Genomic DNA, 24479 nt, shown 5'->3' with positions numbered 1-24479 from the left:
ATCAGGCCTCCATCATGGCGGTGGAACTTTCGGCCGGGCACAGAAGGGATGTTGAGCCCTCGATCAGGTTCTCAAGCTCCTTCGCCCGATGATCCGACGTGTGCTCTGCGAGCGTCCTCTCACGGCCTGCCCTGGCAATTCGCGTCAGCTCGGCGTCCGTCAGGTCGAGGGCCGCGACGGCATCGTCCGTATTTGCAGCGATCAGGATGTCCTTGCCAGGCTCGAAGAAGCTGTCGAGGCCCACCCACCAGTCCGAGAGAATAGGCGCACCGCAGGCTGCCGCCTCGAACAGGCGCCCTGAAGGGCACCAGCCCATCTCGGCCATGGCTTGCCGCGTGATGTTGAGCGTAAGCCGCGAGGACGAGAAGAACGCAGGATGCTCTGGCGGCGGCAGGTGCTGGACGAAATGGATATTGGGCTGCCATGGGAAATCCTCCGGGTACTGCGCTCCGCCGATCAGGAAGCGCCGATCCGGCCGGAAGGCGGCAGGGTCGATGAAGAGACGCTGCAATGCATTCTGGCGATCAGCCGCATAGGTGCCGAGATAGGATAGATCGGAAACATAGTGCCGGATGGTATGCACGGGTCTGTGCACATCCGGGTCCACATGGCCATAGAGAGGAGCGACGCGTTGGGCGCCGAGATCTGTCCGCAGTCTTTCAATGGCCCGGCCTCCCGTATAACTCAGGACAAGGTCGAAATCTCCGAGCCCGCGTGAGCCGATGTAGCTGATGGGCCCGCCCGTATCGAGGCGCGAGAAGGTGATGGGAGTATCGAGATCGTAGAATGCGCGAATGGCGCGCGGCGCAGAAAGCAGGAGATCGCCAGCCGTGATGCCGTCGGGACAATAGGACGAGACGAGGGCGAAGTCTGCATCCTTGAGTTCCATTTCAGCGCGAGCGCGAATGCTCTCCCAATCCTCGTAGAGGATAAGGTTGCCATCGGGCACTTCGATGAGATCCCGGTTCTCGGCGTAGTAGGGCACGTCCTTCTCGAAGAACACGATTCTATGCCCGCGCTTTGCGAGCGCCCGGCATAGGCCGCGCCATAAGGTTGCGTGGCCGTTGCCCCAAGATGACGAGATGGTCAGGCCGAATATGACGATCTTCATGCGGCCACCACTTCGTTCAATCGGAGAAGCTTGGAACCCCAATCACCCACGACGAGAGTGCTGATCGAGGCGGGCTCCACTTCGATGCGGTCATAGGCGTCGACCGGCATGCCAAGGTAGTGGAGAATCGCAGCCTTGATGACGTCGCTGTGGCTCACGAGAATGAGCGCACGCCCCGCATAACGGTTGCGCATCTGTTCCATGGCCCCGACGATACGTCCCTGAGCCTCCAGCATCGTCTCGCCATCGGGAGCGCGATTGGTGCTGCGCGATGCATTCCAGGACGACCAGAGCGGATCTCGGCTCAGGGATTCGAAACTCATGCCTGTCCATCGGCCGAATTCGACTTCACTGATGGCATCGCATATCTGAAGAGATCGTTCGAGACGGGAAGCGATGGGCTGCGCCGTTTCCGACGCCCGCTCAAGAGGACTTGTGTAAATGGCGTCCACTCTCTCGTTAAGAAAGCGCTGAGCCAGACGCTCCGCCTGGGCTTTCCCTGCAGCGCCGAGATGAACGCCAGGCATGCGGCCGCACAGAACTGTCCCTACCCAATCATGGGCGGCGTGGCGCACGAGAAAGAACGTGGTGGTCATCTCGACCTCCAAGGCTCTAATCTTCGTCGCCGTTAATGAAGCGGATTGTCCTGTCGCGAGCCTCGTTGTCGGTGAATTGCTGCGGCGGAGACTTCATGAAGTAGCTGGACGGGCCGGTGAGAGCGCCGCCGATCTTACGATCCATGGCGAGCTTTGCGCAGCGCACCGCATCGATCACGATGCCGGCGGAGTTCGGTGAATCCCAGACCTCGAGTTTCACTTCCATGTTCAGCGGAACGCCGCCGAAAGTTGTCCCCTCCAGGCGGATGTAGGCCCATTTGCGGTCGGTGAGCCACGGAACATGGTCACTTGGGCCCACATGGATGTCGCCTGCGGGAAGGGGAATATCCAGCTGGCTCGAGACGGCCTGCGTTTTGGATATCTTCTTCGATTCGAGACGCTCGCGTTCCAGCATGTTCTGGAAATCTGTGTTGCCGCCGAAATTCAGCTGGTAGGTACGATCGAGGCGCACGCCACGTTCGCGAAATAGATTGGCGAGCACACGATGAACAATGGTGGCACCCACCTGGCTCTTGATGTCGTCGCCGACGATAGGGAGACCACGCTCTTCAAACCGCCTGCGCCATTCCGGATTCGACGCGATGAAGACGGGGATGCAGTTCACGAATGCACAGCCGGCTTCGAGCGCACGCTCGGCGTACCATTCCGTCGCTTTCTGCGAACCGACAGGCAGATAGGAGACAAGAACATCAGTCTTGGATTGACGCAAAATCTCCGCGACATCGACTTCGTCTTCAGGAGACTCACCAATCACGTCATGAAGATATTTGCCAAGCCCATCGAGCGTTCTTCCCCGCTTGACGATGATTCCGCTGGGAGGAACGGCCGCAAAGCGCTGCGTATTGTTTGGTTCGGCAAAGATCGCTTCGGAGACATCGTGGCCCACTTTCGAGACATTCACGTCGAAGGCTGCGGAAATCTCGATGTCACTGATATGATATCCGCCAAGCTCGACATTCATCAGGCCAGGCACCGGCTCGTTCCCTTTTGCATCCTTGTAATAGGAGAGACCCTGCACGAAAGACGAGGCACAATTGCCGACGCCCACGATACCGACGCGGACCTTGCTCGAACTCATGACTGATCTCCCTTGCACGGCCCGCCGGGTGTTTCTTTTTTAGGCAAAAGCATCTGCAGGCCGCAGGCATTCGGCTGCGACCTTTTTCAAAGCGTGGCATTCAACGTTTGAAGAAGGTTTGTTGTTCCGCCCAGATTCCGGGTCTGTGACTCTTGTCTTCCCCGCCGAGCGCCTAAACTACTGTGTTCAAGTCAGGAACAAAGATGAAGATGCGTAGTTTTCTCTGCGCAAGCTCAAGCTATCGAAGGGGATATATAGCGTAGACCTCGTTCGGCGAGGGCCGCTTCAGGGCCTATTCTCTACCTGGAAGATGCGCATGTTCCGCGTCGCATCTCCACCATGGGGATGGGTTGTCGTCTCCTGTCTGACCCATCGGCGCTTAACCCGGAAACCAATCTGGAGATATCTTGTGACGGATACGATCCTCATTACCGGCGGTGCGGGCTTCATCGGACGTTATGTTGCGCAGGCTTGCTTAGAGCATGGCCACAAGGTGCGTGTACTCGACAGTCTCATCGAGCAGGTTCATGGAGACAGAACGCAGGGCGAGGGTCTCGATCCGGACGTGGAGGTGGTGGTTGGGGATGTGCGCGATGAGACGGCGCTTCTTAGGGCCCTGAAGGGTGCAACGAAAGTCGTCCACCTTGCCGCGGAGGTCGGTGTCGGCCAGAGCATGTATGCGGTAGATCGCTATGTCTCCGTCAACGATTACGGTACGGCCGTGCTGTTCCAGCAGCTCATCGACAATCCGGTGAAGCGGGTGGTCGTGGCTTCATCCATGAGCATTTACGGCGAAGGCCTCTACAAGGATGGGGATGGACGCATCCATGAAGATGTCGTTCGTGTGCCTCGCAAGAGCGAGAAAGATTCTTGGGATCCGTTGGACGAGCGGGGATGCCCGCTCATTCCCGTTCCGACGCCCGAATGGAAAAAGCCTGCGCTGGCATCGGTTTACGCGCTCTCGAAATACGTTCAGGAACGACTGACCCTGACGCTGTGTCCGGCTTACGGCATGGAGGGAGTGGCGCTTCGGTTGTGGAATGCCTACGGCCCGGGGCAGGCTCTGTCAAATCCTTATACCGGGGTCCTCGCCATCTTCGCATCGCGGCTTCACAATGGACAGCCGCCGATGATCTTCGAGGATGGACGGCAGCGTCGCGACTTCGTCCATGTGGAGGACGTGGCGCAGGCATTCGTCTTGGCTCTCGAGCATGAGAATGCTCCGGGCGGCGTCTATAATGTCGGCAGCGGCCAGGATCGTACCGTATCCGAAGTGGCGGAACTTCTTTCGCAGGCGATGAACCGTCCGATGGCGCCGGAAATCGCCGGCAAGGCGCGCATCGGCGACATTCGCCATTGCATTGCCGATATCAGCAAGATCCAGCAGGAGCTGGGTTACAAGCCGAGAAAGGATTTTGCCGAGGGCTTGGCGGAGCTTGCCGAATGGGTTGCCAGACAGGAAGCCAAGGATCTGGTCAACGAAGCCCGTAAGGAGCTGGAAGCGCGAGGCCTAGTGGCATGACGGCGTCAGATACATCGGCCGCCGCGCCGGCTGTCCTCCATCGCCGCCCGATCTTGGTGACAGGCGGCGCGGGGTTCATCGGCTCCAACCTCGCCGATCGTTTCGCGAGCGAGGGCCATGATGTCCTGATCTACGATGCCCTGGCGCGCTCCGGTGTCGAGCGGAATCTCGAATGGCTCAAGAAGCGACATCCGGGCAAAATTTCCACAGTAATCGGCGACGTTCGCGATGAGGCGGCCGTCACTGAAGTCGTTCGTGATGCACAGGCCGTTTTCCACATGGCTGCGCAGGTTGCGGTGACGACCAGTCTCGCCGATCCCCGCGAGGATTTCGAGATCAACATTCGCGGAACGCTGAACGTGCTCGATGCGCTGAGGCAACGCGGCGAGCGAATCCCGTTGATCTTTGCGTCCACGAACAAGGTCTACGGCGATCTCGCGGATGTGGAATTAGAGAAGACCAACGACGCCTACATGCCGCGCGACCCTGCGATCAGGAACGCCGGGATCGGCGAAAGCCGGCCCCTCGATTTTCATACTCCGTATGGTTGCTCGAAGGGCGCCGCCGATCAGTATGTACTGGATTATGCCCGCTCGTTCGGGATGCCGACCTGCGTCATGCGGATGAGCTGCATCTACGGTCAGCGACAGATGGGGACCGAGGACCAGGGCTGGGTGGCTCACTTCCTGATCCGTGCGCTTCAAGGCGAGCCAATCACCATTTACGGCGACGGCTGCCAGGTTCGCGACGTGCTCGACATCTCCGATGCTGTCTCCGCTTATGCGGCCGCGTGGAAGCGCATCGATGCGGTTCAGGGCAGAGCCTTCAATCTCGGAGGTGGTCCGTCCAATGCCATCAGCTTGCGCCAGCTTCTCACCCACATCGAGGAGGTGATTGGCCGTCCTGTCGAGACGATCTACGACGACTGGCGTGCCGGCGATCAACGCTACTACGTTTCCGACACGCACCTCGCAACCCGGGAACTCGGGTTGAGTCAGCCTGTCACTTGGCTCAAGGGCGTGGCCGCCCTTGCGGAGTGGCTGCAGGATGAACGGGAGCTCGCACGTTCAGGTTCGTTGCCTTCACGTCTGCAGAATGCAGAGGCTTTGTGATGGGAGGTCATGTCGCCTCCACGTTGCGCACAATAGAGGGCAGCCATGGAAGGGTCTGACAAAGCCGCAGGCCTGCATGTGCTCATGACGGCAGATGCGGTCGGCGGCGTCTGGCAATATGCGCTGGATCTCGCGAAAGGCTTGTGCTCGGAGGGTGTCAGGACGACAATAGCAGTGCTGGGCCCCCCTCCCTCGTCAGACCAGCAGGCCATGGCCGAGGCCGTCGGTGCAAAGCTCATCCTGACAGACCTTCCACTCGATTGGACGGCAGATAATGCCCGCGAGGTCGAGGAAACCGGCCGCGCAGTCGCTCGCGTCGCTGCGCAGATCAGGCCAGATCTCATTCACCTCAATTCTCCGGCCCTTGCAGCCCATGTGTCGTTCGACATCCCGGTTGTGGCGGTTTGTCATTCCTGCGTTGCGACTTGGTGGCAGGCCGTCAAGGACGGTCCTCTGCCGGAGGAGTTCGCTTGGCGCACGGAACTCGTAGCGAAGGGTTATTCGTCCGTGGACCGACTGCTCGCGCCGACGTGGGCCTTTGCTCAGGCAACTGCGCAGGTCTATGGTCTCGTTCAGGCGCCCCATGTTGTCCCGAACGGCCGACGTTCCGCCATCGCGAGCCGATCGGAATCCGATGAGGATTTCGTTTTTACCGCTGGGCGCCTCTGGGACGAAGGCAAGAATTTCGCCGTCATCGACCGGATTTCTTCGCGGCTCACAGTGCCGATCCTTGCGGCCGGGCCGCTCGACGGCCCAAACGGCGCGCATGTTGACGTGTGTCATGCGAGGCCGCTTGGTCGCTTGAGCGATTCAGAGATTGCCCGGCACCTGAGCAGAGAGCCCATCTTTCTTTCGATGGCGCGGTATGAGCCTTTCGGCCTTGCGGTCCTAGAAGCCGCTCAGCACGGATGCGCGCTCGTTTTGTCCGATATTCCGACATTCCGTGAATTGTGGGAGGGCGCCGCATTGTTCGTTGCGCCCGATGATGACGGCGCGGCGGCTGAGGAGATCGAGCGACTTCTGCAGGATCCGGAGTCCCGCGCCGCATTGGGGCGCCGCGCGCGAGAGCGGGCCTATACCTATACGGCCGCCGCCATGAGCGCGGGGGTCCTGAGCGCTTACTATTCCGTCTTGCGCCGCGAGCCCCCGAGATCCTCACTTGAGGAAGCCGCTGCATGAAGCTCATCTATTTCACGCATTCCCTCGCCTCGTGCTGGAATCACGGCAATGCGCATTTTCTGCGCGGGGTTCTGCGCGAGTTCGTTCACCGCGGCCACGATGTCGTAGCCTATGAACCGCGGGGCGCCTGGAGCCTGGAGAACCTCCTGAAGGATCATGGAGAGGCTGGTCTTCATGCCTATCGCGGCCTTTACCCTGAACTGTCGTCGGAAATTTTCGATCCCGACGTCGACCTCGGAGAGACCCTGTCCGGTGCGGATGTGGTGGTCGTTCACGAATGGAACGAGCCCTGGCTTGTCGCCGCTATCGGCAGAGCGCGGCGACAAGGCGGACGGTTCACGCTCCTCTTCCATGACACGCATCACAGGGCAGTGAGCGATCCCGACGCCATCCGCCGTTTCGAGCTCGATGGTTATGACGGCGTCCTCGCCTTTGGCGAAACGCTCGCGGAGGTTTATCGCCGTTGGGGCTGGGGCAACCGGGTTCACGTCTGGCATGAAGCCGCCGATACACGGCTCTTTCATCCTCCTGTCCAAGAGACGGATCGGAAAGGGCTTGTCTGGATCGGAAACTGGGGGGACGACGAGAGAAGCGCGGAACTGGAAAGCTTTCTCTTTCGCCCCGCGCAAACGGCTGGCCTGTCCCTCGACATATATGGCGTCCGCTATCCGGAGGCAGCCCTTCAAACGCTTGCCCGTTATGGCGTGACCTATCGCGGCTGGCTTCCGAACGCCCGAGCGCCCGAGGTGTTCGCGAAGCATCTTGCGACCGTGCATGTGCCGAGGCGGTTCTACGTCGATATGCTCCCCGGTATTCCGACGATCCGAGTTTTCGAGGCCCTCGCCTGCGGTATCCCGCTGATCTCGGCGCCGTGGCATGACTCGGAGAATCTGTTCACGCCGGGGACGGACTATCTGGTCGCTCAGGATGAGGCGCAGATGGAGCGCCACATGAAATCGGTCCTCAACGATTCCGATCTGCGCCGATCCTTGGTGGAGAACGGGCTCGATGCTGTTCGCAGCCGCCATTCCTGTGCCCACCGGGTCGATCAGCTTCTCGCCATTCTTGCAAGTTACGGCATTTCAGCGCCGGTGGAGATGTCTGCATGAAGATCGCCTTTTATGGTTCCAGCCTTCTGTCGTCGTACTGGAATGGAGCCGCCACCTATTATCGCGGCCTCCTGAGCGATCTTGCCCGACGTGGTTACAGCATCACCTTCTATGAACCGGATGCTTTCGATCGCCAGAAACATCGGGACATCGAGCCGCCGGATTGGGCTGAGGTAAAGGTCTATCCGGCGACGGAGGAGGCCATGCGCGGTGTCGTGGCCGAGGCCGCGAAGGCGGACGTCGTGGTGAAGGCCTCCGGGGTTGGTGTCTTCGACAACGAGTTGTTGGAAGGGGTCACGGCAGCCTCGCGTCCCGACGCCATTCGCATCTTCTGGGACGTGGACGCTCCTGCCACTTTGGCCGAACTGCGCGAGAGCCCAGACCATCCGCTCCATCGCACCATGCCGGCGCTCGATCTCGTGCTTACCTATGGCGGCGGTCCGCCGGTGATCGCCGCTTACGAGGGCTTCGGCGCGCGCCGCTGCGTTCCGATCTACAATGCTTGCGATCCGACGACCCATCATCCGGTTCCGGCGGATGATCGCTTCGGAGCCGATTTGTCCTTTCTCGGCAATCGCCTGCCCGACCGCGAAGCCCGGGTGGAGCAGTTCTTCCTCGAGCCAGCCAGGCGCCTGCCGAACCGCAAGTTCCTGATCGGCGGCAACGGTTGGGAGACGAGAGGCATGCCGTCGAACGTGCGCCATATCGGGCATGTGTACACGCGCGATCACAATGCCTTCAACACGAGCCCGCTGGCCGTTCTCAACATCGCTCGCGATTCCATGGCAAGCACGGGCTACTCGCCCGCGACCCGCGTCTTCGAAGCCGCGGGAGCGGGCGCCTGTCTCGTCACCGATGCCTGGATCGGCCTGGAGCTGTTTCTGAAGGAAGGAGAGGAGGTCCTGGTGGCGCGCGACGGCAAGGACGTCGCCGACCATGTCGAGGCCCTGACCCTTGAGCGTGCCCGCACGATCGGTGATGCCGCTCGCGCCCGGATCATGGCCGAGCACACTTATACCCGGCGCGGCGCAGAGGTCGACGTCATCCTGCGGGAGGAAGCCGCCCAGAAGCGCGAGAGGAGCGTGGCGTGACCAAGCTCCGTATCGTTGTCCTGGGCTTGAGCCTGTCTTCTTCGTGGGGCAACGGTCACGCAACGACCTTCCGCGCCTTGCTGAGAGCCTTTGCGGCTCGTGGGCATGATATTCTATTTCTTGAACGCGATGTGCCATGGTACGCTGCTCAACGCGATCTGAAGAATCCGGATTACTGCCGTCTGGAATTCTATTCCGATCTGGAGGATCTCGGCCGATACCGAGACGCAATCGGAAATGCCGACGCGGTGATCGTCGGCTCCTATGTGCCCGAAGGAGTCGATGTCGGTCGCCACGTACAGCGCCTGGCGAACGGCATCGTGGCATTCTACGACATCGATACGCCGGTCACGCTCGCGAAGCTGGACCGAGGCGACTACGAGTATCTGTCACCCGGCCTCATTCCTGATTACGACGTCTATTTCTCATTCACCGGCGGACCGACGCTCAAAGCGGTCATGGAGCGGTATGGATCACCGGCCGCAAGAGCTCTGTACTGTTCCGTCGATCCGGAGGCTTATCCGGTTCTCGATTGCGAGAAGCGTTGGGATCTCAGCTACATCGGCACCTATAGTCCCGACCGGCAACCGACCTTGGAACGGCTCCTGATCGAACCCGCTCGCCGCGCGCCTCACCTGCGCTTCGCGGTGGCCGGCCCGCAGTATCCTGAAGGGATCGACTGGCCGGAGAATGTCGAGCGCATCGATCATGTGCCGCCGGACGATCATCCGGCTTTCTATGCGCGGAGCCGATACACGCTCAATGTCACGCGTGCCGATATGATCCGGGCCGGATATAGCCCGAGCGTTCGCCTCTTCGAGGCAGCCGCCTGCGGAACGCCGATCGTTTCCGATATTTGGGACGGCATCGAGACGCTTCTCGAGCCGGGTTATGAGATCCTTCTTGCCTCCAAGCCTGAAGAGGTCGTCGATGTGCTAGCGACATGGCCCGAAGATCAGAGAAGGGCAATGGGGGGCCGCGCTCGGCGCCGCATTCTCGCGGAACACACCGCCGCTCACCGGGCGGCCTCGATGGAGCAGGATCTCCATGAAGCCATTCGGCGCAGGCGCCAGGAACAGCCGTTCGCTTTGGCGGTTGAGTCCTGACCTTGTGAATTCATTCTAATAAGGCATTGAGAAAATGCCATGCATGAAACTTGGGGCAGAACCAGTTTGTACCTTTAGATCCGTCAGGATCTGAAAAGGAGGGCGTTCTCATGAAGAATAGCAACAGTAAGCACGTTCTCGTGGCAGGTGGTGCCGGATTTCTTGGGTCTCATCTCTGCGATGCTCTTCTCAGTGAAGGCGCTCACGTGATCGCCCTCGACAATTTTCAAACAGGGCGAAAGCAGAATCTCCGTCATCTCGAGCGTGAACCGCGTTTCGATATTGTTGATGGCGATATCATCAAGCCGTTGCCTGCTCGCTTGCGTTCCAAGCGCCTTAAGATCGACGAGATCTTCAATCTTGCCTGCGCAGCGTCTCCTCCGCATTACCAGGCGGATCCCGAGCATACCATGCTGACAAGCGTCGTCGGGACGCACAACCTTCTCACCTTTGCCGAGTCGGTTCGTGCGCGTTTCTTCCTTGCCTCGACAAGCGAGATCTACGGCGATCCCGAGGTTCACCCTCAGACGGAGAGCTACTGGGGCAATGTCAACCCGACTGGCCCGCGCGCCTGCTACGATGAGGGAAAGCGGGCGGCCGAGACGCTCACATTCGACTTCGATCGAGCGGGGCGCGCCGAAGTGCGCGTGGCACGAATCTTCAATACCTATGGCCCGCGCATGCGAGCCGATGACGGCCGTGTCGTCTCGAACGTCATCTGCCAAGCTCTCGCGGGCGAGGACATCACGGTGTACGGTGACGGAAGCCAGACGCGCTCGTTCTGCTACGTGTCGGATCTTGTGGAAGGTTTCCTGCGCCTCATGGCCTATGAGGGGTCGTTCCCAGGGGCTGTGAACCTCGGAAACCCGGTGGAACTTACTGTCGGCGATTTGGCCGAGAAGGTTCTGGCGATGACGGGATCGTCCTCTCGCGTCGTGAAGCGTCCGCTCCCGATCGACGATCCGCGGCGCCGGCGCCCCGACATTACCCTTGCCAAGAAGCTTCTCGGCTGGTCGCCGCGGACGTCTCTCGATGCAGGTTTGAAATCGACCATCGCCTGGTTCTCGGAGGATCACGCCGATGAGGGTCGGGCTCACAAGGTGCCGAACCTGGGTGATGCAGTCTCGGCCGGGTAGGTCCGAGGCCCATAGTCTCCTCGATGGATTGAAATGCGCCAGCGTTGGCTGGCGCTTCTTTTCTTCGCCTACGAAGATTGCAAAGAGAAAGGCGCTCGGTGGGAGCGCCTTTCATGCGGTTGATAGTGAGCGTTCAGCTTTTTGCAACCCCTATCGTGTCGGCCATCCGGGCACCGCGAGTCCCCATGGGCTGATCGGTGCCCTCGGTCGTGTCGTGGGCTGTCTGATGCTCCATCTCGGCGTTGATCTCGGCGCCAAGCAGAACCACGGTCGTCGACAGCCAGATCCATGTCATGAAGCCGATCACCGCTCCAAGCGAACCATAGGTTTCGTTGTAGCTTCCGAAATTGGCCACATACCATGAGAAGAGCATGGAGACGGCAAGCCACAGGACGGCAGCGACGAGCCCGCCCGGCGTGACCCAGCGCCATTCCGCTTTGTCGCGGCTGGGGCCGAAGCGATAGATGAGCGACAATCCGAACGTGACCCCGATGAGGAGGATCGGCCAGCGCGAGAGGGAGACAAGCCATTCGGTGCCGGAACCGAGGCCGATGAAGTTCAGAATGATCGGAAGCACGATGATCGCCGCCAGAGCGAAGAGAATAAAACCGATGGCCCCGAGAGTGAATGAGAGAGACAGCACGTTCAGGTGAACGAAGCTTCTCTTCTCGTCCTCGCCATAGACGATGTTGAGGGCGTCGAAGATCGCCTTCATGCCGGCATTGGCGCTCCAGAGAGACAGGCCCAGGCCGAAAATGAAGCCGAAGCCGAGTGCCCCGCCTCCCTGCGAAGCGATCCGCGTCACCTGCTCGCGGATGATGTCGAGAGCGCCGCCCGGGAAAACGCCGGACACGGTGTTCAGATGCTCCTGGATCGTTACGGGATCCGCGAAGAGGCCGTAAATGGACACCAAAGCGGCGATGGCAGGAAAGACGGCAAGCAGGGCGTAATAGGTCACCCCGGCGGCAACCGATAGAACCCGGTCCTTGTTGAACTCCTCATAGGTACGCCACAGGATGTCCTTCCATCCTCGCGCCGGGATTTCGGTTGGCGTGTCCGCGCCTCGCCCGCGACCCTTCTCGGCGGCTGCGTGAGGGGGAGCATGCTGCTTCTCGCCGATATCCGAACCGGTGTTCCGCGCCTGTCCCCGAGCCTGCGCCGGAGCCGACGAGGGGCGACCAGCTTGGGGCGAGGGTGACGCGGAGCGCTCTCCGCTTGCCACAAGGCGCACGAGGGCCCATCCGAGAACCACAGCCCACATGGTCGTGACAGTCGAAGAGGAGGAGGATTGCCGCGCGCCAGGTTGCTGGATAGCCGGATTGTCTGCCATAGTCGGACACAGCCTCATTGATCGGTTGTCGGCCAAACGGCCTGATTCAACCGTAAACCTCCCGAATAACGCAGCGGTTCCACGCACTTATCGAGCATGAGCGTCCCGCGGGAGTGATATGTCGATGCGTAAACGCAAGATCGTCGCACTTCTGAGGACTGTGCATGCCTGCACTTTGAGCGGTGCCTTTAACCCGGATGCAAGACTCTCTGGACCAGTGTCTCTCCCAAGCCACGAGGAGGGTCTGAGATGGACGATTGGTCAGGACGCAAGTGGGAACCGGTGACCGAGGAGCGCCTGCTCCGGGCGATCGACGTGCTTGTCGAGATTGCAAAGGAGCATGGACCGGCTTTCGATCCGGTTCTTGAGACGGTTCGGCAAGAACTGCACCAGTTCCGCAACCGGACGGCGCCTGTAGCCGACGGGGTCGATGACGGCCTGCTTCGCAAGGCAAGCTGAGCCGAAAATTGCTGTGATGCTTGACGAAGGCGTCGCCGGTATCCAGGTGATCTGGCGATGCTCGCCTCCTTGAACCAGTCGAGGTTTCCAGATCAGGCGAATTGGAGCTGCTCTTCCCGGACAAGGCGTTCCGGCCCTTCCTGATCGCCCTTGATATGGTACTGGAAGCCGTTTCTGTCGGCGGGGAGAAGACGCGTGATTTCCCAGATGTCCTGGGAACGAGTGGCATCGATGGTTGTCACCAAGTTGAGAAAAGCCTCAACGGTGTTCGTGCTCGTAAGCTTGACCAATCGCACCTGATCCCCAAGCTTGAACTTGTGCGACGCCATAGCCCGGCTCCCCCGTTTAAAAGCCACCTGAGCAGTAGGAACTAACATAAGTTAGTTTCGTTCCATCGCTCATGATGAACAATTATTCAGACGAGACGTCTGTGGTTCTCCTCGTTGAGGATGAGCTTCTCGTGCGCATGGCGGCGGCAGAGGATCTGCAGGATGCGGGCTTCCATGTGCTGGAGGCTGCGAATGCCGATGTAGCCTTGGCCGTATTGGAAACCTGTTCTCATGACGTGCAGGTACTCTTCACGGATATCGACATGCCGGGATCCATGAATGGCCTGGACTTGGCTGAAAGCGTTCAGCAGCGTTGGCCGCACATCTCACTGTTGATCTCGTCCGCATATCATAGGCCGCTTCCCCAACAGATCCCGGACGATGGACGCTTCGTGCCGAAACCTTATTCCAGCGAGGATGTGGTCAAGCATATCCGTGAGCTCGTGACGAGCCATTGACGGATGGCGTGCCCGAAGGGGCGCTGTGCCAGAACTACAGGCCCGCAGGACTGACGGTGATTGCCATCGTGAAGCTGCGCGTTTCGCCCGGTTGAACGAGGACGATCCCCGGTTTGGCGGCCAGCTCCCCATCGAATCCTTCCGGATCTGCATGCCCCTGCCACGGCTCGATGCAGATGAATCCTGCTCCGGGCTTGGTCCAGATACCCAGATGCGGCATATCCGGAAAGTCGACCTGGATGGAGCCGCCATCGGGTGCCCCGTAGGTAACGGACCTGCTCTCAAGTTGGTCGAAGACCAGGGCATCCGTCTCGAAGAGCCTGTCTCGCAGGCGAAGCATCCGTCCCTGGACCGGGCTCTCCTCGACATGCCGGCTGATGAGCCCGTCCACGGGACGGCGGATCGGGGCCGTCTCTTCGTGCTCGAAGCAGATGGAGTGCGTGTCGCGCGGTGCCCCATAGGGCAGCGGCCAGCGGAAGGCCGGATGAAACCCGAAAGAGGCCGGCATGATGGCGGGGCCGGTGTTGGTCACCGAAGCAGTGACCGTCAGCCTGACGTCCTCGATCCTGTAGGTCACGTCGAGCTCGAACGGGAACGGATACTGCCTCAACGTGGCCTCGTCGGAACCGAGGCCGAACCGGCATTGGACAGGGTCTGCCTCTCTCGTCTCGAAGAGAGCCGTGCGCGCGAACCCGTGCTTCGGCAATCCATATTCCGACCCCTCGACCTGGATGCGATCATTCCTCACGCGGCCGACGACGGGGAAAAGCAAGGGGGAGCGGCCAGTCCAAAAGGCAGGATTGCCGTCCCACAAAAGGTCCCGGCCCTGCTCGTCCTGGAGCCGCACGAGTTCCGCGCCCTTCTGCGACACTTGAGCCTGAAGACGAGGACTCGAAATGGTAACGCTCATGCGGCAGCTCCTGGCCCTGTATCTCCATCCTGATAAGGGTATCGGCTAAATGCGACGCAAGCTAGAGCGTGAGAGGCTCATGGGATTGCATAAGGCTGAGCGGCATGGACCTTCTCCTGATCCGCTGCTGGGCCTGTGTTCGTTCATGGGAGAGATGTTTCCATGAAAACTGCATCAAGGCGCAAAGAAATGCCTCTTACCCTCGCCATATTGCTGTATTCAGCAGGCGGCAAAGAGGATTACAGGGAAATTCGGCCGCTTAATAGCTTTTCGCTTCGTATCTGGCGCGGCTTTATGAGCACTGCGTTCCAGCGCCTCACAAGGTCCACGATTTGGGCAGCGGGCATCGGCTTTGCATAAAGATAACCTTGAGCATGGTCACACCCCAGTTCACGCAGACGCCGCGCTTGGCCGTGCGTTTCCACGCCTTCTGCCGTCACTTGAAGCTGCAGGCTTCTGCCGAGGCTGATCACGGCAGTGATGATCGCCTCATCGTCGGAATCCTGTTCCAGATCCCGCACGAAGCTGCGGTCAATCTTGATGTGATCGACCGGGAACTGCTTCAGATGAGTCAATGAGGCATAGCCGGTACCGAAATCGTCGAGCGCAATCTGGACGCCGCTCTCGCGGAACTGTGTAAGAGCTGAGGAAACATTATCGGAGTTTTTCCCCAGGAGGACAGTTTCCGTGACCTCAACCTCGAAGGACGTCGGTGGCACCTTCAGCCAGTCGAAGGTCCTGAGCATGGTATCGACGAGATTCGACTGGCTAAACTGAGCCGGAGACAGATTGAGTGCAATCCGCCCGAACGGAAGATCCTGATCGAGCCATTGGCGCACGTCGGCGGCGACTTTCGAAGTCAGGAGCTTGCCAATTGAGACCGCTATTTCATGGTCATCGAAAACGGCTCCGAAAAAGCTCGGTGTCAGGAGACCTTCCGTGGGATGCTGCCAGCGCGCCAGTGCTTCGAGGCCCACGATCTCGCCTGTCGCGAGGCTTACCTTAGGCTGGTAGAACGGAATGATCTCATCCTTGGCGATTGCCTCACGCATGCCGCGTCCGAGGGAGACACGCTGCTCGATGACTTTGCGCATTTCAGGGGAGTAGGTTAAGACCCGGTTGCGGCCTTGCGATTTCGCCTGATACATCGCGATGTCCGCATCCTTGATCAGTTCCGCCGGCGTTCCGTCGTGGTCCGGAAAGGCCGCGATACCGATGCTCACACGGTTGATGAGAGTCCGCTTCTGATAAGTGAAGGGTTGGCGCAGCATCTCGGCGATCAGGGTGCCAAGGCGCGTGGCATTCTCGAGCTTCAGAGGATCAATGACAAGTACGGCGAATTCATCGCCGCCAATCCGGGCGACGGTATCGCAGCTGCGGATCATGGCGGACAGGCGGCGCGCCGTCTCCTGCAGCAAGGCATCGCCTGCGTCATGCCCCAATGTATCGTTGATATCCTTGAAGTCATCCAAATCGATCAGCAAAAGGCTCACGCATGTGCCGTTCTGATTGGCTGCGGTGAGGGCTGACTCAAGCCGACGCTGGAAGAGATTGCGGTTGGGAAGGCGCGTCAGCGCATCGTGATTGGCCGAGCGCCATATCTCTTCCTCCGCTTCCTTCTGCTCGCTGATGTCGAACGTCACGCCAACGATCCTATCCGGCGCCGTTTTTTCCGCGCGCGCCCGCAGCCAGCGGATCGCTCCACCTGGCATGATGTAGCGGCATTCGACCGAATCTGAGCCACTGATCCGTATCTGCTGCAGGAAGTCTTCTACCTTCCGATGATCGTCAGGATGAATGCCTGTCAGGAAGTTCTTGTCGGCGCCCGGTTGGATTCCCAGGAGTGCGAGCGAATTGTCGGATCTCGTCGTGATTCCTGTTTGCGGATTGAACTCCCAGGCGATCATATGGGCTGCCTTCAATGCAAGTTGGAGGCGCTCTTCGCTCTCGCTCAAGGCCCGCTCGGATTCCTTGCGTTCATGAATATCCAAGGCGATACCGAACCATTGTTCGGGCTTGTCTTGCTCGCTCTTGAGAGGCTCTCCTCTGACGATGAACCAACGATACATCCCATCGGGCGAACGCCGAAGGGGTATTTCCATTTCAAAGGGTATTCCCCTCCTTATGGAGCCCTTCCACAGTTCCAGGATCTCTTCACGGTGCAGAGGGTGGATGACCGAGTGCCATTCCTTGCATCCTATGTCGGGGCTTAGCCCCGTGTACTCATACCAAGCGTCGCTGAAGTATGTGAACTCGCCTTCCGCATCGCTGAACCATACGACTTGCGGCGACGAGAAAGAGATCGGCATAGCTTCGATGAGCGTGCGAAGACGCCTTTCGCTCTTGTGTAGGTTCTGTTCCGCCCTTCGAAACTCCGTGATATCACGGGAGATGCATAGGCACCCCTGAGGGGTTCCGTCTCGGCCCATGATGGAGGTCGCGATGACATCCCACCATTTCAATATTCCCGTTGCCGTTTCGCGAGACGCTTGGAAACGGCCGGTGCCCCCGGCTCTGGCCTTCTCGAACGCTTCAGATGCATCCTCTGCGGCAACGCCGCTCCACAACGACGTCCAGTCGACCCCTTCGATCGAGGCGAATTCTTCCGCCACCATTGCACGCAGTCCACCCTGGCTCATGAAGCGCAGGCGTCCCTGCAGGTCGAAAACCTTGATGCAGTCATTCGAACTTGCCAGCAGGCGTCGCGTGAATTCCTCACGATCTGCTGCCGTCCTCGTGGCGAGCTTTAGCTCGAGTTGAGTCATGATTGTCTCAGCGAGAGCCGCCAAGGCTGCTTCCTGCTGTGTGCTCAAACCAGAGGGGCGCGCCTCGTAATCGATCACGCACAGCATTCCAAGGGGTAATCCGTCCTTCGTCCTTAAAGGCGCTCCGGCATAAAATGCCGGCATTGCGTCGGTACTGGCGGCTGGCTTGCTTCCGAAACGAGGATCGACCGCGACATCGGGAATAATGAATATGCCAGGCTGACGAATAGCATGGTTGCAAATGGAGAACTCGCGCGGCGTCTCGGTAATCTCAAATCCGATCCTGGATTTGAACCACTGCCTGTGCTCGTCGAGGAAGGAAATAAAAGCGATCGGAGTACCGCAAACCTGGGCCGCGATTCTGGCGATGCTGTCGAACTCGACCTCCGGCGCCGTATCCAGAATGTCGTATTTCTGGAGCGCAGCAAGACGGTCGACCTCCTCCCAGGGAGGAAGATTGCTGGGACCAGGACATTCCATCGTTCAAAATCTGTCCGCTCGGAGGCGTCTAGGGTGTTTGGGACATGTCGGAATTCAACCGACTCAACGGAACAGCATCATGCATCGAGAGTCACTCGATCCGTTGCTCACAGAACATCCGGGCTCAGTACCGGTAAAATGGCAGAGCGTCATGCCACCCATGAACGGGGTGCGCCATAGTGCTGACCGATCTATTGTCCGCAATCATCTGAACTATAGTCGTCTCAAGGCATAACCTTGTCGCCGGACAGGGGTCAAGAAGCCGAAAAGCTCCTCAAGATTTACGGTTAACGGTTTCGCAATGTGAGCCGTATGAGCCATTCGGAACTCTTATCCTATGAGGTGCGGGCTCTAAGAGACAGTATCAAGTCGCTTCGAGAGCGAAGGCATCTTCGCGCAATCTTCATGCGGCAGAACGCCGTACTCGGGTGATCGGCTCCTCATATGTCGATTCGCAGAGCGATGAAGACCATCATGGGCCTGAAAGTCCAGCGACCCCCGGGAAACCCGGCATCGAAGCCTCAGGATTCTTGCCCGAGCCAGCTTGTGGTCATGCGGAGCAGTTGCGGTAAAGAATAGGTGGTTTTACGTACGCCGAAATTGCGGACACTACTTAGTAATAATATTGTAGAAATTGGTTTGGGTTGAGGCTTTCCGTAACCCTGGAACGTAAGCTACGGAAAAATGTCTGCCTTATCAGATCGTTGCCTGGATTACCGAAAGCAACATCCGGCAATTGAGCATCCAACGGACGAGTTTAACGACTGCTTAAGGTTGGTTAAGAGGCATTAACCATAACCTAGAGAGTGCTCCCATTATTTACGTATTGTCCGCGCAATCGTTAATTCATATCTTCTGACCGTTGCCGCAAGACACAAACGAGTCGAGTAAAAATTCCAAGCGGCAAGTAAAAACTATGTAAAACGCGCTTAATTATTAAGGCGGGGCAGAATAATATGTATATCGTCGTCGATGACCGGCAGATGGTTACGTCCGGATATGTTGCGAGTTTCAAGCGTGAAGGCATATCCTCCCTTGGCTTATATGCAGATGAATTTACCGATTGGCTGGAATCAGCATCCGATGCCGATCTCGAGGCCGTTCAAGGATTTGTCCTTGGCACCTTCCAAGAGCGGGTTCACTCTGCCGAGAGCATTCGCCGCTACTCCAAGGCACCCATTATTGCCTTGAGCGATGTTCGCTCCCTTGAAGAAACCCTGGAACTCTTCACAGCGAAATTCGATGATGTCGTTCGCAAGCCCGTCCATGTCCGGGAAATCCTGGCCCGCTCGGAAGCAATCTGGAGACGGGTTAATGCAAGCGCAGGAAAGAAGCCGCAGAACGATACCGACCGTCTCAAGGTCTTCTTTGATGGCCGTGATCCGGAGATCGACGGATTGCCTCTGTCGCTCCCTCGTCGCGAGCGGCACATCCTCGAATATCTCGTTCGCAAGCGGGGACATCGCCTGACCAAGAAGCAGATCTTCGACGCGGTTTATGGAATCTACAGCGACGATGTGGAAGACAGCGTTGTCGAAGGACATATCAGCAAGCTTCGTAAGAAGCTCCGGCAACGTCTTGGCTACGATCCCATCGACGCAAAGCGGTACATTGGGTACTCCTACGTCGGCGCGGCTTCCTAAGCGGGTTGCTTGAGCGCTCGTCGGATAGGATGCGGGCCCTCAAGTCCCAGACAAGCATTGAGACAGCGGCTGCGGTCATCGCCGAAGGATTAGCCTTCGCGGTGGCCGTTCGTCTTTAAAGCTCTAAATAATTCCCATTCTCCATCAACTTGTTAACTTTATTGCAGGAAACGGACCCTTATTCTTCCTCAACGTCATGATCGAAGCTGTCAGGATGGGTAAGCGCACCGGAATAAAACTCGCAGCCAACTAAGGCGCTGAGCAGCTCCGGATCTGTCCCATAAAAAGATTAGCAATGAGCCTGACAAAGTGAAAAGCGTACCGGGGCGGGGCATGACAATAAGAGCAGTGCCGATCTCAATTCAGAAGCAACCGCGTTCGAGCAGGCTGCTTCAGATCAGTTGAGTGTGGATCAAGGAAGATCCTCCCGCATTCCCAGCGTGGACATGATGTTCAGCGCTTTGTTGCCGGCGTGAAGGCCGCGCGATCCTCCATCTGAGACGGCTTGATGATCTATGCCGATCAGTTCGCGTAGTAAGAGTTGAGACACGGCAATGGACGACCTTCTTCTTGAGTTTCTCACCGAGACCAACGAGCATCTCGAGACGGTCGATGTGGAGATGGTCCGCTTCGAGCAGGACCCCAACAACGAAGCGATTCTGAGTAACATCTTCCGCCTGGTTCATACGATCAAGGGGACTTGCGGCTTCCTCGGACTGCCTCGCCTCGAGGCGCTTGCGCACGCGGCCGAGACCCTGATGGGCAAGTTTCGCGATGGGATGCCGGTGACGACTCCTGCCGTGTCCCTGATCCTCACGACCCTCGACCGGATCAAGGAGATCCTGGGTGAGCTGGAGCGCCAGGGGGCGGAGCCCGAAGGTTCGGACAACGACCTGATCGGGCAGCTGGAGAAGATGGCCTCGCAAGAGGCGCCCGCTCCCGAATCTGCTTCGCAGCCGACGTCACAGCAGGCATCGGGGCAATTGGTCTATCAAGTTCTTGAACGGGAACTGCGCCCCGGGGAGGTTTCGCTTGATGAACTCGAGCGCGCCTTCCAGGACGCGCCGGGCCCTGAAAAGGTTTTGACATCCGGTACCTTGAGGTACCAGGTGCTCGAACGCCCCCTCAAGCCGGGCGAGGTGTCTCTCGACGAACTCGAGCGGGCCTTCCGTGAGGCGCCCGGTCCCGCACCGCTCGTCATCGAGAAGCCGGCTGCGCCTGTAGCGAAGGCCGAGGCATCGGCTCCGCCGCCTCCGCCCGCTGCCAGGAAGAATGCCGAGACGTCGGATTCGAGCGAGGGCGGCGAAGGGATTGCCGGGAAGGTTCAAACCATCCGCGTCAACGTCGACACGCTCGAGCACCTGATGACCATGGTGTCGGAGCTCGTTCTGACCCGCAATCAGTTGCTCGAGATCGCCCGGAGGAGCTCCGAGGATCACGGCTACAAGGTGCCCCTGCAGCGTCTCTCGCAAGTAACGGCCGAGTTGCAGGACGGCGTCATGAAGACCCGCATGCAGCCCATCGGCAATGCATGGCAGAAGCTTCCGCGTGTCGTTCGCGATCTCTCCAACGAGCTTTCGAAGAAGATCGAACTCGTGATGCAGGGGGCCGATACGGAACTCGACCGGCAAGTGCTGGAGGTCATCAAGGATCCTCTGACGCATATGGTCCGCAACTCCGCCGACCATGGCATCGAGAACCCGGCAGACCGCAAGGCCGCCGGAAAGCCCGAGAAGGGCACGATCCGCCTCAACGCGTATCATGAGGGTGGCTCGATCACGATCGAGATTGCCGATGACGGCAAAGGGCTCAACTTCGCGGCAATCCGCAAGAAGGCGGTCGAAAGAGGCATCGCTGGCGATGCCGAAGTGGAGCGGATGAGCGATGCCCAGGTGGCCAAGTTCATCTTCCATCCCGGCTTCTCGACCGCCGCGAAGGTCACGTCCGTGTCAGGCCGCGGCGTCGGCATGGATGTCGTCAAGACGAATATCGAACTGATCGGCGGTACTGTCGACATCCGTTCCGAGCAGGGGCGGGGGACGACGTTCACGATCAAGATCCCGCTGACCCTCGCCATCGTCGCGGCGCTCATCGTGGCCTCCAAGGACCAGCGCTTCGCCATTCCGCAGGTCGCTGTTTCCGAGCTCGTCAGGGTCTCTCCCTCGTCGGAACATTCCATCGAGCGGATCAACGGCACTCCCATTCTTCGCCTGCGCGACCGGCTGCTGCCGATCGTCCCGCTTTCGAAAGTCATGGGCCTCTCTGCGAATGAAGATGCGAACCATGGCTTCGTGGTCGTGACGCAGGTGGCCCATCAGCGCTTTGGCATCCTGGTGGATGGCGTCTTCCATACCGAGGAAATCGTCGTCAAGCCGATGTCATCGAAGCTGAGGCATATTCAGCTTTTCTCCGGTAACACCATTCTCGGCGACGGTGCCGTGGTGCTCATCATCGATCCCAACGGACTTGCCCGGATGGTCGGCTCCGGTGCCGATACCAACGAGTTCCAAACCGATGCGGGCCTCGAACAGACGGTCGCTGCAGCGGAGGAATTGACGAGCCTTCTCCTCTTCCGTGGCGGAGGCGAGAGCCTCAAGGCGGTGCCCCTGTCCTTGGTGACGCGCCTCGAAGAAATCGATGCGTCCACCATCGAATGGTCGAGCGGGCGCCCGGTCATCCAGTACCGTGGGCGCTTGATGCCGCTGGTGTCCTGCGACGATGAACTCACCATCAAACGGCAGGGCATGCAATCCCTGCTGGTGTTCTCTGACGGTGAAGTCTCCATGGGACTGGCCGTCGCCGAGATCGTGGACATCGTCGAAGACAAGCTCGATGTGGAGCTGCTCGCGGAGCGTTCGGACTTGGTCGGGTCCGCAGTCGTTCGCGGTCGCACCACGGAAATCGTTAACATCGCTCATTACCTCCCCATGGTGCTTGAGACTTGGTCTCGCAGAGACCGGCGCAACGGGCCGGACAGGTCCCTGCTCCTGGTCGACAGCTCGACCTTCTTCCGTGACATGCTCGTCCCGGTCCTCAAGGCTTCTGGCTACCGTGTTCAGACGGCCACGACGGCCCAGGAAGCCGTTCGCCTTCTGTCCAACGGGTTGCAGGTCGATGTGGTCGTGACGGATCTTGAACTCACGGGCCATTCGGGCTTCGCACTCGTTGCCTCCTTGAGGGCGGACTCGCATCACAGCGCGACGCCCGTCATCGGCATGACGGTCAAGCCCGATCCGCAGCAGATCGCTCTGGCGAGGAAGCTGCGCATTTCTGAAATCGTGTCGAAGATCGACCGGCGGGGACTGCTCTCCGCATTGGCCGAGCTCAGCGCATCGCTTGAAGAGGCTGCATGATCATGAAACCGATCGATCCGATCACGTCCACGGTGACTAAGGGAGCTTCCAAGCAAATGGAATTCGTCACGGTGTCGGTTGCTGGGCAGCTGCTCGGCCTGCCGATAAGCCGGGTTCACGATGTTTTCGTCGTGAGCGAGATGACCACCGTGCCGCTGGCGCCTGGAGAGATTGCAGGTCTGCTGAACCTGCGCGGCCGGGTCGTCACTGCCGTATCGCTGCGTCGCCGTCTAGGCCTGGGTGATTCAGGCGGAACGGAGCGCCGAATGGCGGTGGGTCTGGAAAACCATGGCGAGGCTTATGGCTTGCTCGTGGACGAGGTCGGAGAGGTCCTCAAGCTCGACCCGGATGAGATGCAGCCCAATCCGGTTCACATGGACCGGGGCTGGGTCGGTCTGTCGCAAGGCGTGCATCAGCTGCACGACAAGCTGTTGATCGTCCTGGACGTCGATGCCGTCCTGGCCTTCGAGACAGAGCGGGAAGCTGCGTAAGCCATTCGCAACTCGAGCCCGCATGTGGGCCCCATAAGGATCTGATACCGTGAGCCTTGACCTTTCCACCCCCGTTCTCGTCGTCGATGATTACCAGACGATGGTCCGAATCCTCCGCAATCTCCTCAAGCAGATCGGCTTCAACGACGTGGACGATGCCTCCGACGGACAGGCCGCACTGGAGAAGCTGCGGGCCAGGAAGTACGGCCTTGTGATCTCCGATTGGAACATGGCTCCCATGACGGGATATGAATTGCTGCAGCAGGTGCGTTCCGATGCGGAGCTGAGCACTCTGCCTTTCATCATGGTCACGGCCGAAGCGAAGACCGAGAACGTCGTTGCGGCCAAGAAGGCCGGCGTCAACAACTACATCGTGAAGCCCTTCAACGCCGAGACGCTGCGGACAAAAATCAGCGCCGTTTTCAACGGATAAGTGATGGCGGGCACGGTCATGAAGTCACGTAAGAGCTATCGCATCGAAGCGAGCATGGATGCCCTTCCATATGACGAGGGTATCCAGGAGCGGCATTCCGAGATCATGAGCATGCTCGGAACGATCAAAGAATCCATCGTGCCCGCGCGCGAAATCTCGGCATCCCTGCTCGAAGAGCATCGCCGCGACATGCAGGAGGCCCTTCGTTTGAAGGTGGAGCTCGACTCGATCTACGAGGCCATCGAGCGCACCAAGAGAGAGATCGCGACGCTTCGATATGCGGGCACACAAGGCCAAGAGATCACGCGGGTAACCGACGAGCTCGGAGCCATCGTTCTTGGGACCGAGACGGCGACAAATTCGATCCTGGCCGCAGCCGAGAAGATCGACGATCTATCCAGCAATCTGTCGTCGCGTCTTACCGGAGGTGACCAGGAGATCGCCCGTGAGATCCTCGACCACGTCATCAGCATCTTCGAGGCCTGCAACTTCCAGGACATTACGGGCCAGCGTATCAGCAAGGTTGTCAACGCGATGAAGTTCGTCGAGGAGCGGGTTCATCACATGATCGACATCTGGGGCGGTCTCGAAAGCTTCAAGGACATCGAGCCGGTGGACGAAGCCGGTCGAAAGGGAGACGCAGCGCTCCTGAATGGCCCCGCTCTCGCGACTGACAAAGGGGTAACATCCCAGGATGCGATCGACGCGCTTTTCGGCTGATGAGGCACCTTTAATCGCTGCCTGAAGCGATACCCGGCCTCGCATCA

21 protein-coding genes are annotated in these 24479 nt (G+C 59.3%); 14 read left to right on the top strand and 7 right to left on the bottom strand.

Annotated elements, in window-relative coordinates:
* Position 1: 1 nt before the first annotated feature.
* Genes H0S73_RS01295 through H0S73_RS01285 form a run of 3 tightly spaced genes read right to left on the bottom strand, consistent with a single transcriptional unit; the run spans position 2 to position 2806 of the window.
* Entirely contained in the window at positions 2–1111 is a 1110-nt protein-coding gene (locus H0S73_RS01295; RefSeq protein WP_181050454.1) for a CgeB family protein, read from the bottom strand.
* On the bottom strand, positions 1108–1707 hold the full coding sequence (locus tag H0S73_RS01290; protein ID WP_181054205.1) for a histidine phosphatase family protein: 600 nt from the start codon (positions 1705–1707) through the stop codon (positions 1108–1110). Before H0S73_RS01290 ends, H0S73_RS01295 begins: the two co-directional genes overlap by 4 nt.
* Positions 1708–1723: 16 nt before the next feature.
* Positions 1724–2806, bottom strand: coding sequence for an inositol-3-phosphate synthase (locus tag H0S73_RS01285; protein ID WP_181050453.1), 1083 nt, complete (start codon positions 2804–2806; stop codon positions 1724–1726).
* Between the two features lie 409 nt (positions 2807–3215).
* Here H0S73_RS01285 and H0S73_RS01280 point away from each other — a divergent pair, with 409 nt between their 5' ends.
* From H0S73_RS01280 to H0S73_RS01250, 7 genes are all read left to right on the top strand, one after another.
* Positions 3216–4328, top strand: a complete 1113-nt coding sequence (locus tag H0S73_RS01280) for an NAD-dependent epimerase/dehydratase family protein (protein ID WP_181054203.1) — start codon at positions 3216–3218, stop codon at positions 4326–4328.
* Positions 4325–5440, top strand: coding sequence for an SDR family NAD(P)-dependent oxidoreductase (locus tag H0S73_RS01275; RefSeq protein ID WP_181050452.1), 1116 nt, complete (start codon positions 4325–4327; stop codon positions 5438–5440). Before H0S73_RS01280 ends, H0S73_RS01275 begins: the two co-directional genes overlap by 4 nt.
* Positions 5441–5485: 45 nt before the next feature.
* Complete coding sequence (locus H0S73_RS01270; protein WP_202049761.1) at positions 5486–6619, top strand: glycosyltransferase family 4 protein; 1134 nt, start codon at positions 5486–5488, stop codon at positions 6617–6619.
* Positions 6616–7728, top strand: a complete 1113-nt coding sequence (locus H0S73_RS01265; protein ID WP_181050451.1) for a CgeB family protein — start codon at positions 6616–6618, stop codon at positions 7726–7728. The genes H0S73_RS01270 and H0S73_RS01265 overlap by 4 nt, the downstream gene beginning before the upstream one ends.
* The gene (locus H0S73_RS01260) at positions 7725–8819 is read left to right on the top strand and encodes a CgeB family protein (protein ID WP_181050450.1); all 1095 of its coding nucleotides are present in this window, start codon (positions 7725–7727) and stop codon (positions 8817–8819) included. The genes H0S73_RS01265 and H0S73_RS01260 overlap by 4 nt, the downstream gene beginning before the upstream one ends.
* Entirely contained in the window at positions 8816–9925 is a 1110-nt protein-coding gene (locus H0S73_RS01255; RefSeq protein ID WP_181050449.1) for a glycosyltransferase family protein, read from the top strand. The genes H0S73_RS01260 and H0S73_RS01255 overlap by 4 nt, the downstream gene beginning before the upstream one ends.
* A 110-nt stretch (positions 9926–10035) precedes the next feature.
* Positions 10036–11061, top strand: a complete 1026-nt coding sequence (locus tag H0S73_RS01250; RefSeq protein ID WP_181050448.1) for a UDP-glucuronic acid decarboxylase family protein — start codon at positions 10036–10038, stop codon at positions 11059–11061.
* Positions 11062–11194: 133 nt separating this feature from the next.
* Here the strand turns inward: H0S73_RS01250 and H0S73_RS01245 are convergent, their stop codons facing one another.
* The gene (locus H0S73_RS01245; protein WP_181050447.1) at positions 11195–12391 is read right to left on the bottom strand and encodes a YihY/virulence factor BrkB family protein; all 1197 of its coding nucleotides are present in this window, start codon (positions 12389–12391) and stop codon (positions 11195–11197) included.
* Positions 12392–12640: 249 nt separating this feature from the next.
* Here H0S73_RS01245 and H0S73_RS01240 point away from each other — a divergent pair, with 249 nt between their 5' ends.
* Positions 12641–12850, top strand: coding sequence for a hypothetical protein (locus H0S73_RS01240; RefSeq protein WP_181050446.1), 210 nt, complete (start codon positions 12641–12643; stop codon positions 12848–12850).
* Positions 12851–12942: 92 nt separating this feature from the next.
* Here the strand turns inward: H0S73_RS01240 and H0S73_RS01235 are convergent, their stop codons facing one another.
* Complete coding sequence (locus tag H0S73_RS01235) at positions 12943–13179, bottom strand: hypothetical protein (RefSeq protein WP_181050445.1); 237 nt, start codon at positions 13177–13179, stop codon at positions 12943–12945.
* 71 nt (positions 13180–13250) lie between these two features.
* Between H0S73_RS01235 and H0S73_RS01230 the strand changes: the two genes are divergently transcribed.
* Positions 13251–13637 (top strand): response regulator, encoded by a 387-nt coding sequence (locus H0S73_RS01230; protein ID WP_181050444.1) that lies wholly within the window; start codon positions 13251–13253, stop codon positions 13635–13637.
* Between the two features lie 34 nt (positions 13638–13671).
* Here the strand turns inward: H0S73_RS01230 and H0S73_RS01225 are convergent, their stop codons facing one another.
* Positions 13672–14547, bottom strand: a complete 876-nt coding sequence (locus H0S73_RS01225) for an aldose 1-epimerase family protein (protein ID WP_181050443.1) — start codon at positions 14545–14547, stop codon at positions 13672–13674.
* Between the two features lie 239 nt (positions 14548–14786).
* Positions 14787–17792, bottom strand: a complete 3006-nt coding sequence (locus tag H0S73_RS26025) for a bifunctional diguanylate cyclase/phosphodiesterase (protein WP_181050442.1) — start codon at positions 17790–17792, stop codon at positions 14787–14789.
* A gap of 956 nt (positions 17793–18748) precedes the next feature.
* On the opposite strand from H0S73_RS26025, the gene H0S73_RS01215 reads away from it, so the two are divergent.
* The 5 genes from H0S73_RS01215 to H0S73_RS01195 all read left to right on the top strand — a co-directional run bounded on the left by H0S73_RS01215 (position 18749) and on the right by H0S73_RS01195 (position 24432).
* Positions 18749–19435 carry a response regulator transcription factor gene (locus tag H0S73_RS01215; RefSeq protein WP_181050441.1) on the top strand — a complete coding sequence of 229 codons (687 nt, stop codon included), beginning with the start codon at positions 18749–18751 and terminating at the stop codon, positions 19433–19435.
* Positions 19436–19989: 554 nt separating this feature from the next.
* Complete coding sequence (locus tag H0S73_RS01210) at positions 19990–22788, top strand: hybrid sensor histidine kinase/response regulator (RefSeq protein ID WP_181050440.1); 2799 nt, start codon at positions 19990–19992, stop codon at positions 22786–22788.
* Positions 22789–22790: 2 nt separating this feature from the next.
* Positions 22791–23279, top strand: a complete 489-nt coding sequence (locus tag H0S73_RS01205) for a chemotaxis protein CheW (RefSeq protein ID WP_181050439.1) — start codon at positions 22791–22793, stop codon at positions 23277–23279.
* A 49-nt stretch (positions 23280–23328) separates the two neighbouring features.
* Positions 23329–23712: a response regulator gene (locus tag H0S73_RS01200; RefSeq protein ID WP_181050438.1), complete on the top strand. Its 384-nt coding sequence runs from the start codon at positions 23329–23331 to the stop codon at positions 23710–23712.
* An 18-nt stretch (positions 23713–23730) separates the two neighbouring features.
* On the top strand, positions 23731–24432 hold the full coding sequence (locus tag H0S73_RS01195; RefSeq protein ID WP_246388692.1) for a protein phosphatase CheZ: 702 nt from the start codon (positions 23731–23733) through the stop codon (positions 24430–24432).
* The last annotated feature ends 47 nt before the right edge of the window (positions 24433–24479 follow it).

Origin of the sequence: Microvirga mediterraneensis (assembly GCF_013520865.1) — a bacterium.
Lineage (GTDB): Bacteria > Pseudomonadota > Alphaproteobacteria > Rhizobiales > Beijerinckiaceae > Microvirga > Microvirga mediterraneensis.
This window is presented reverse-complemented; position numbering and strand designations above follow the sequence as displayed.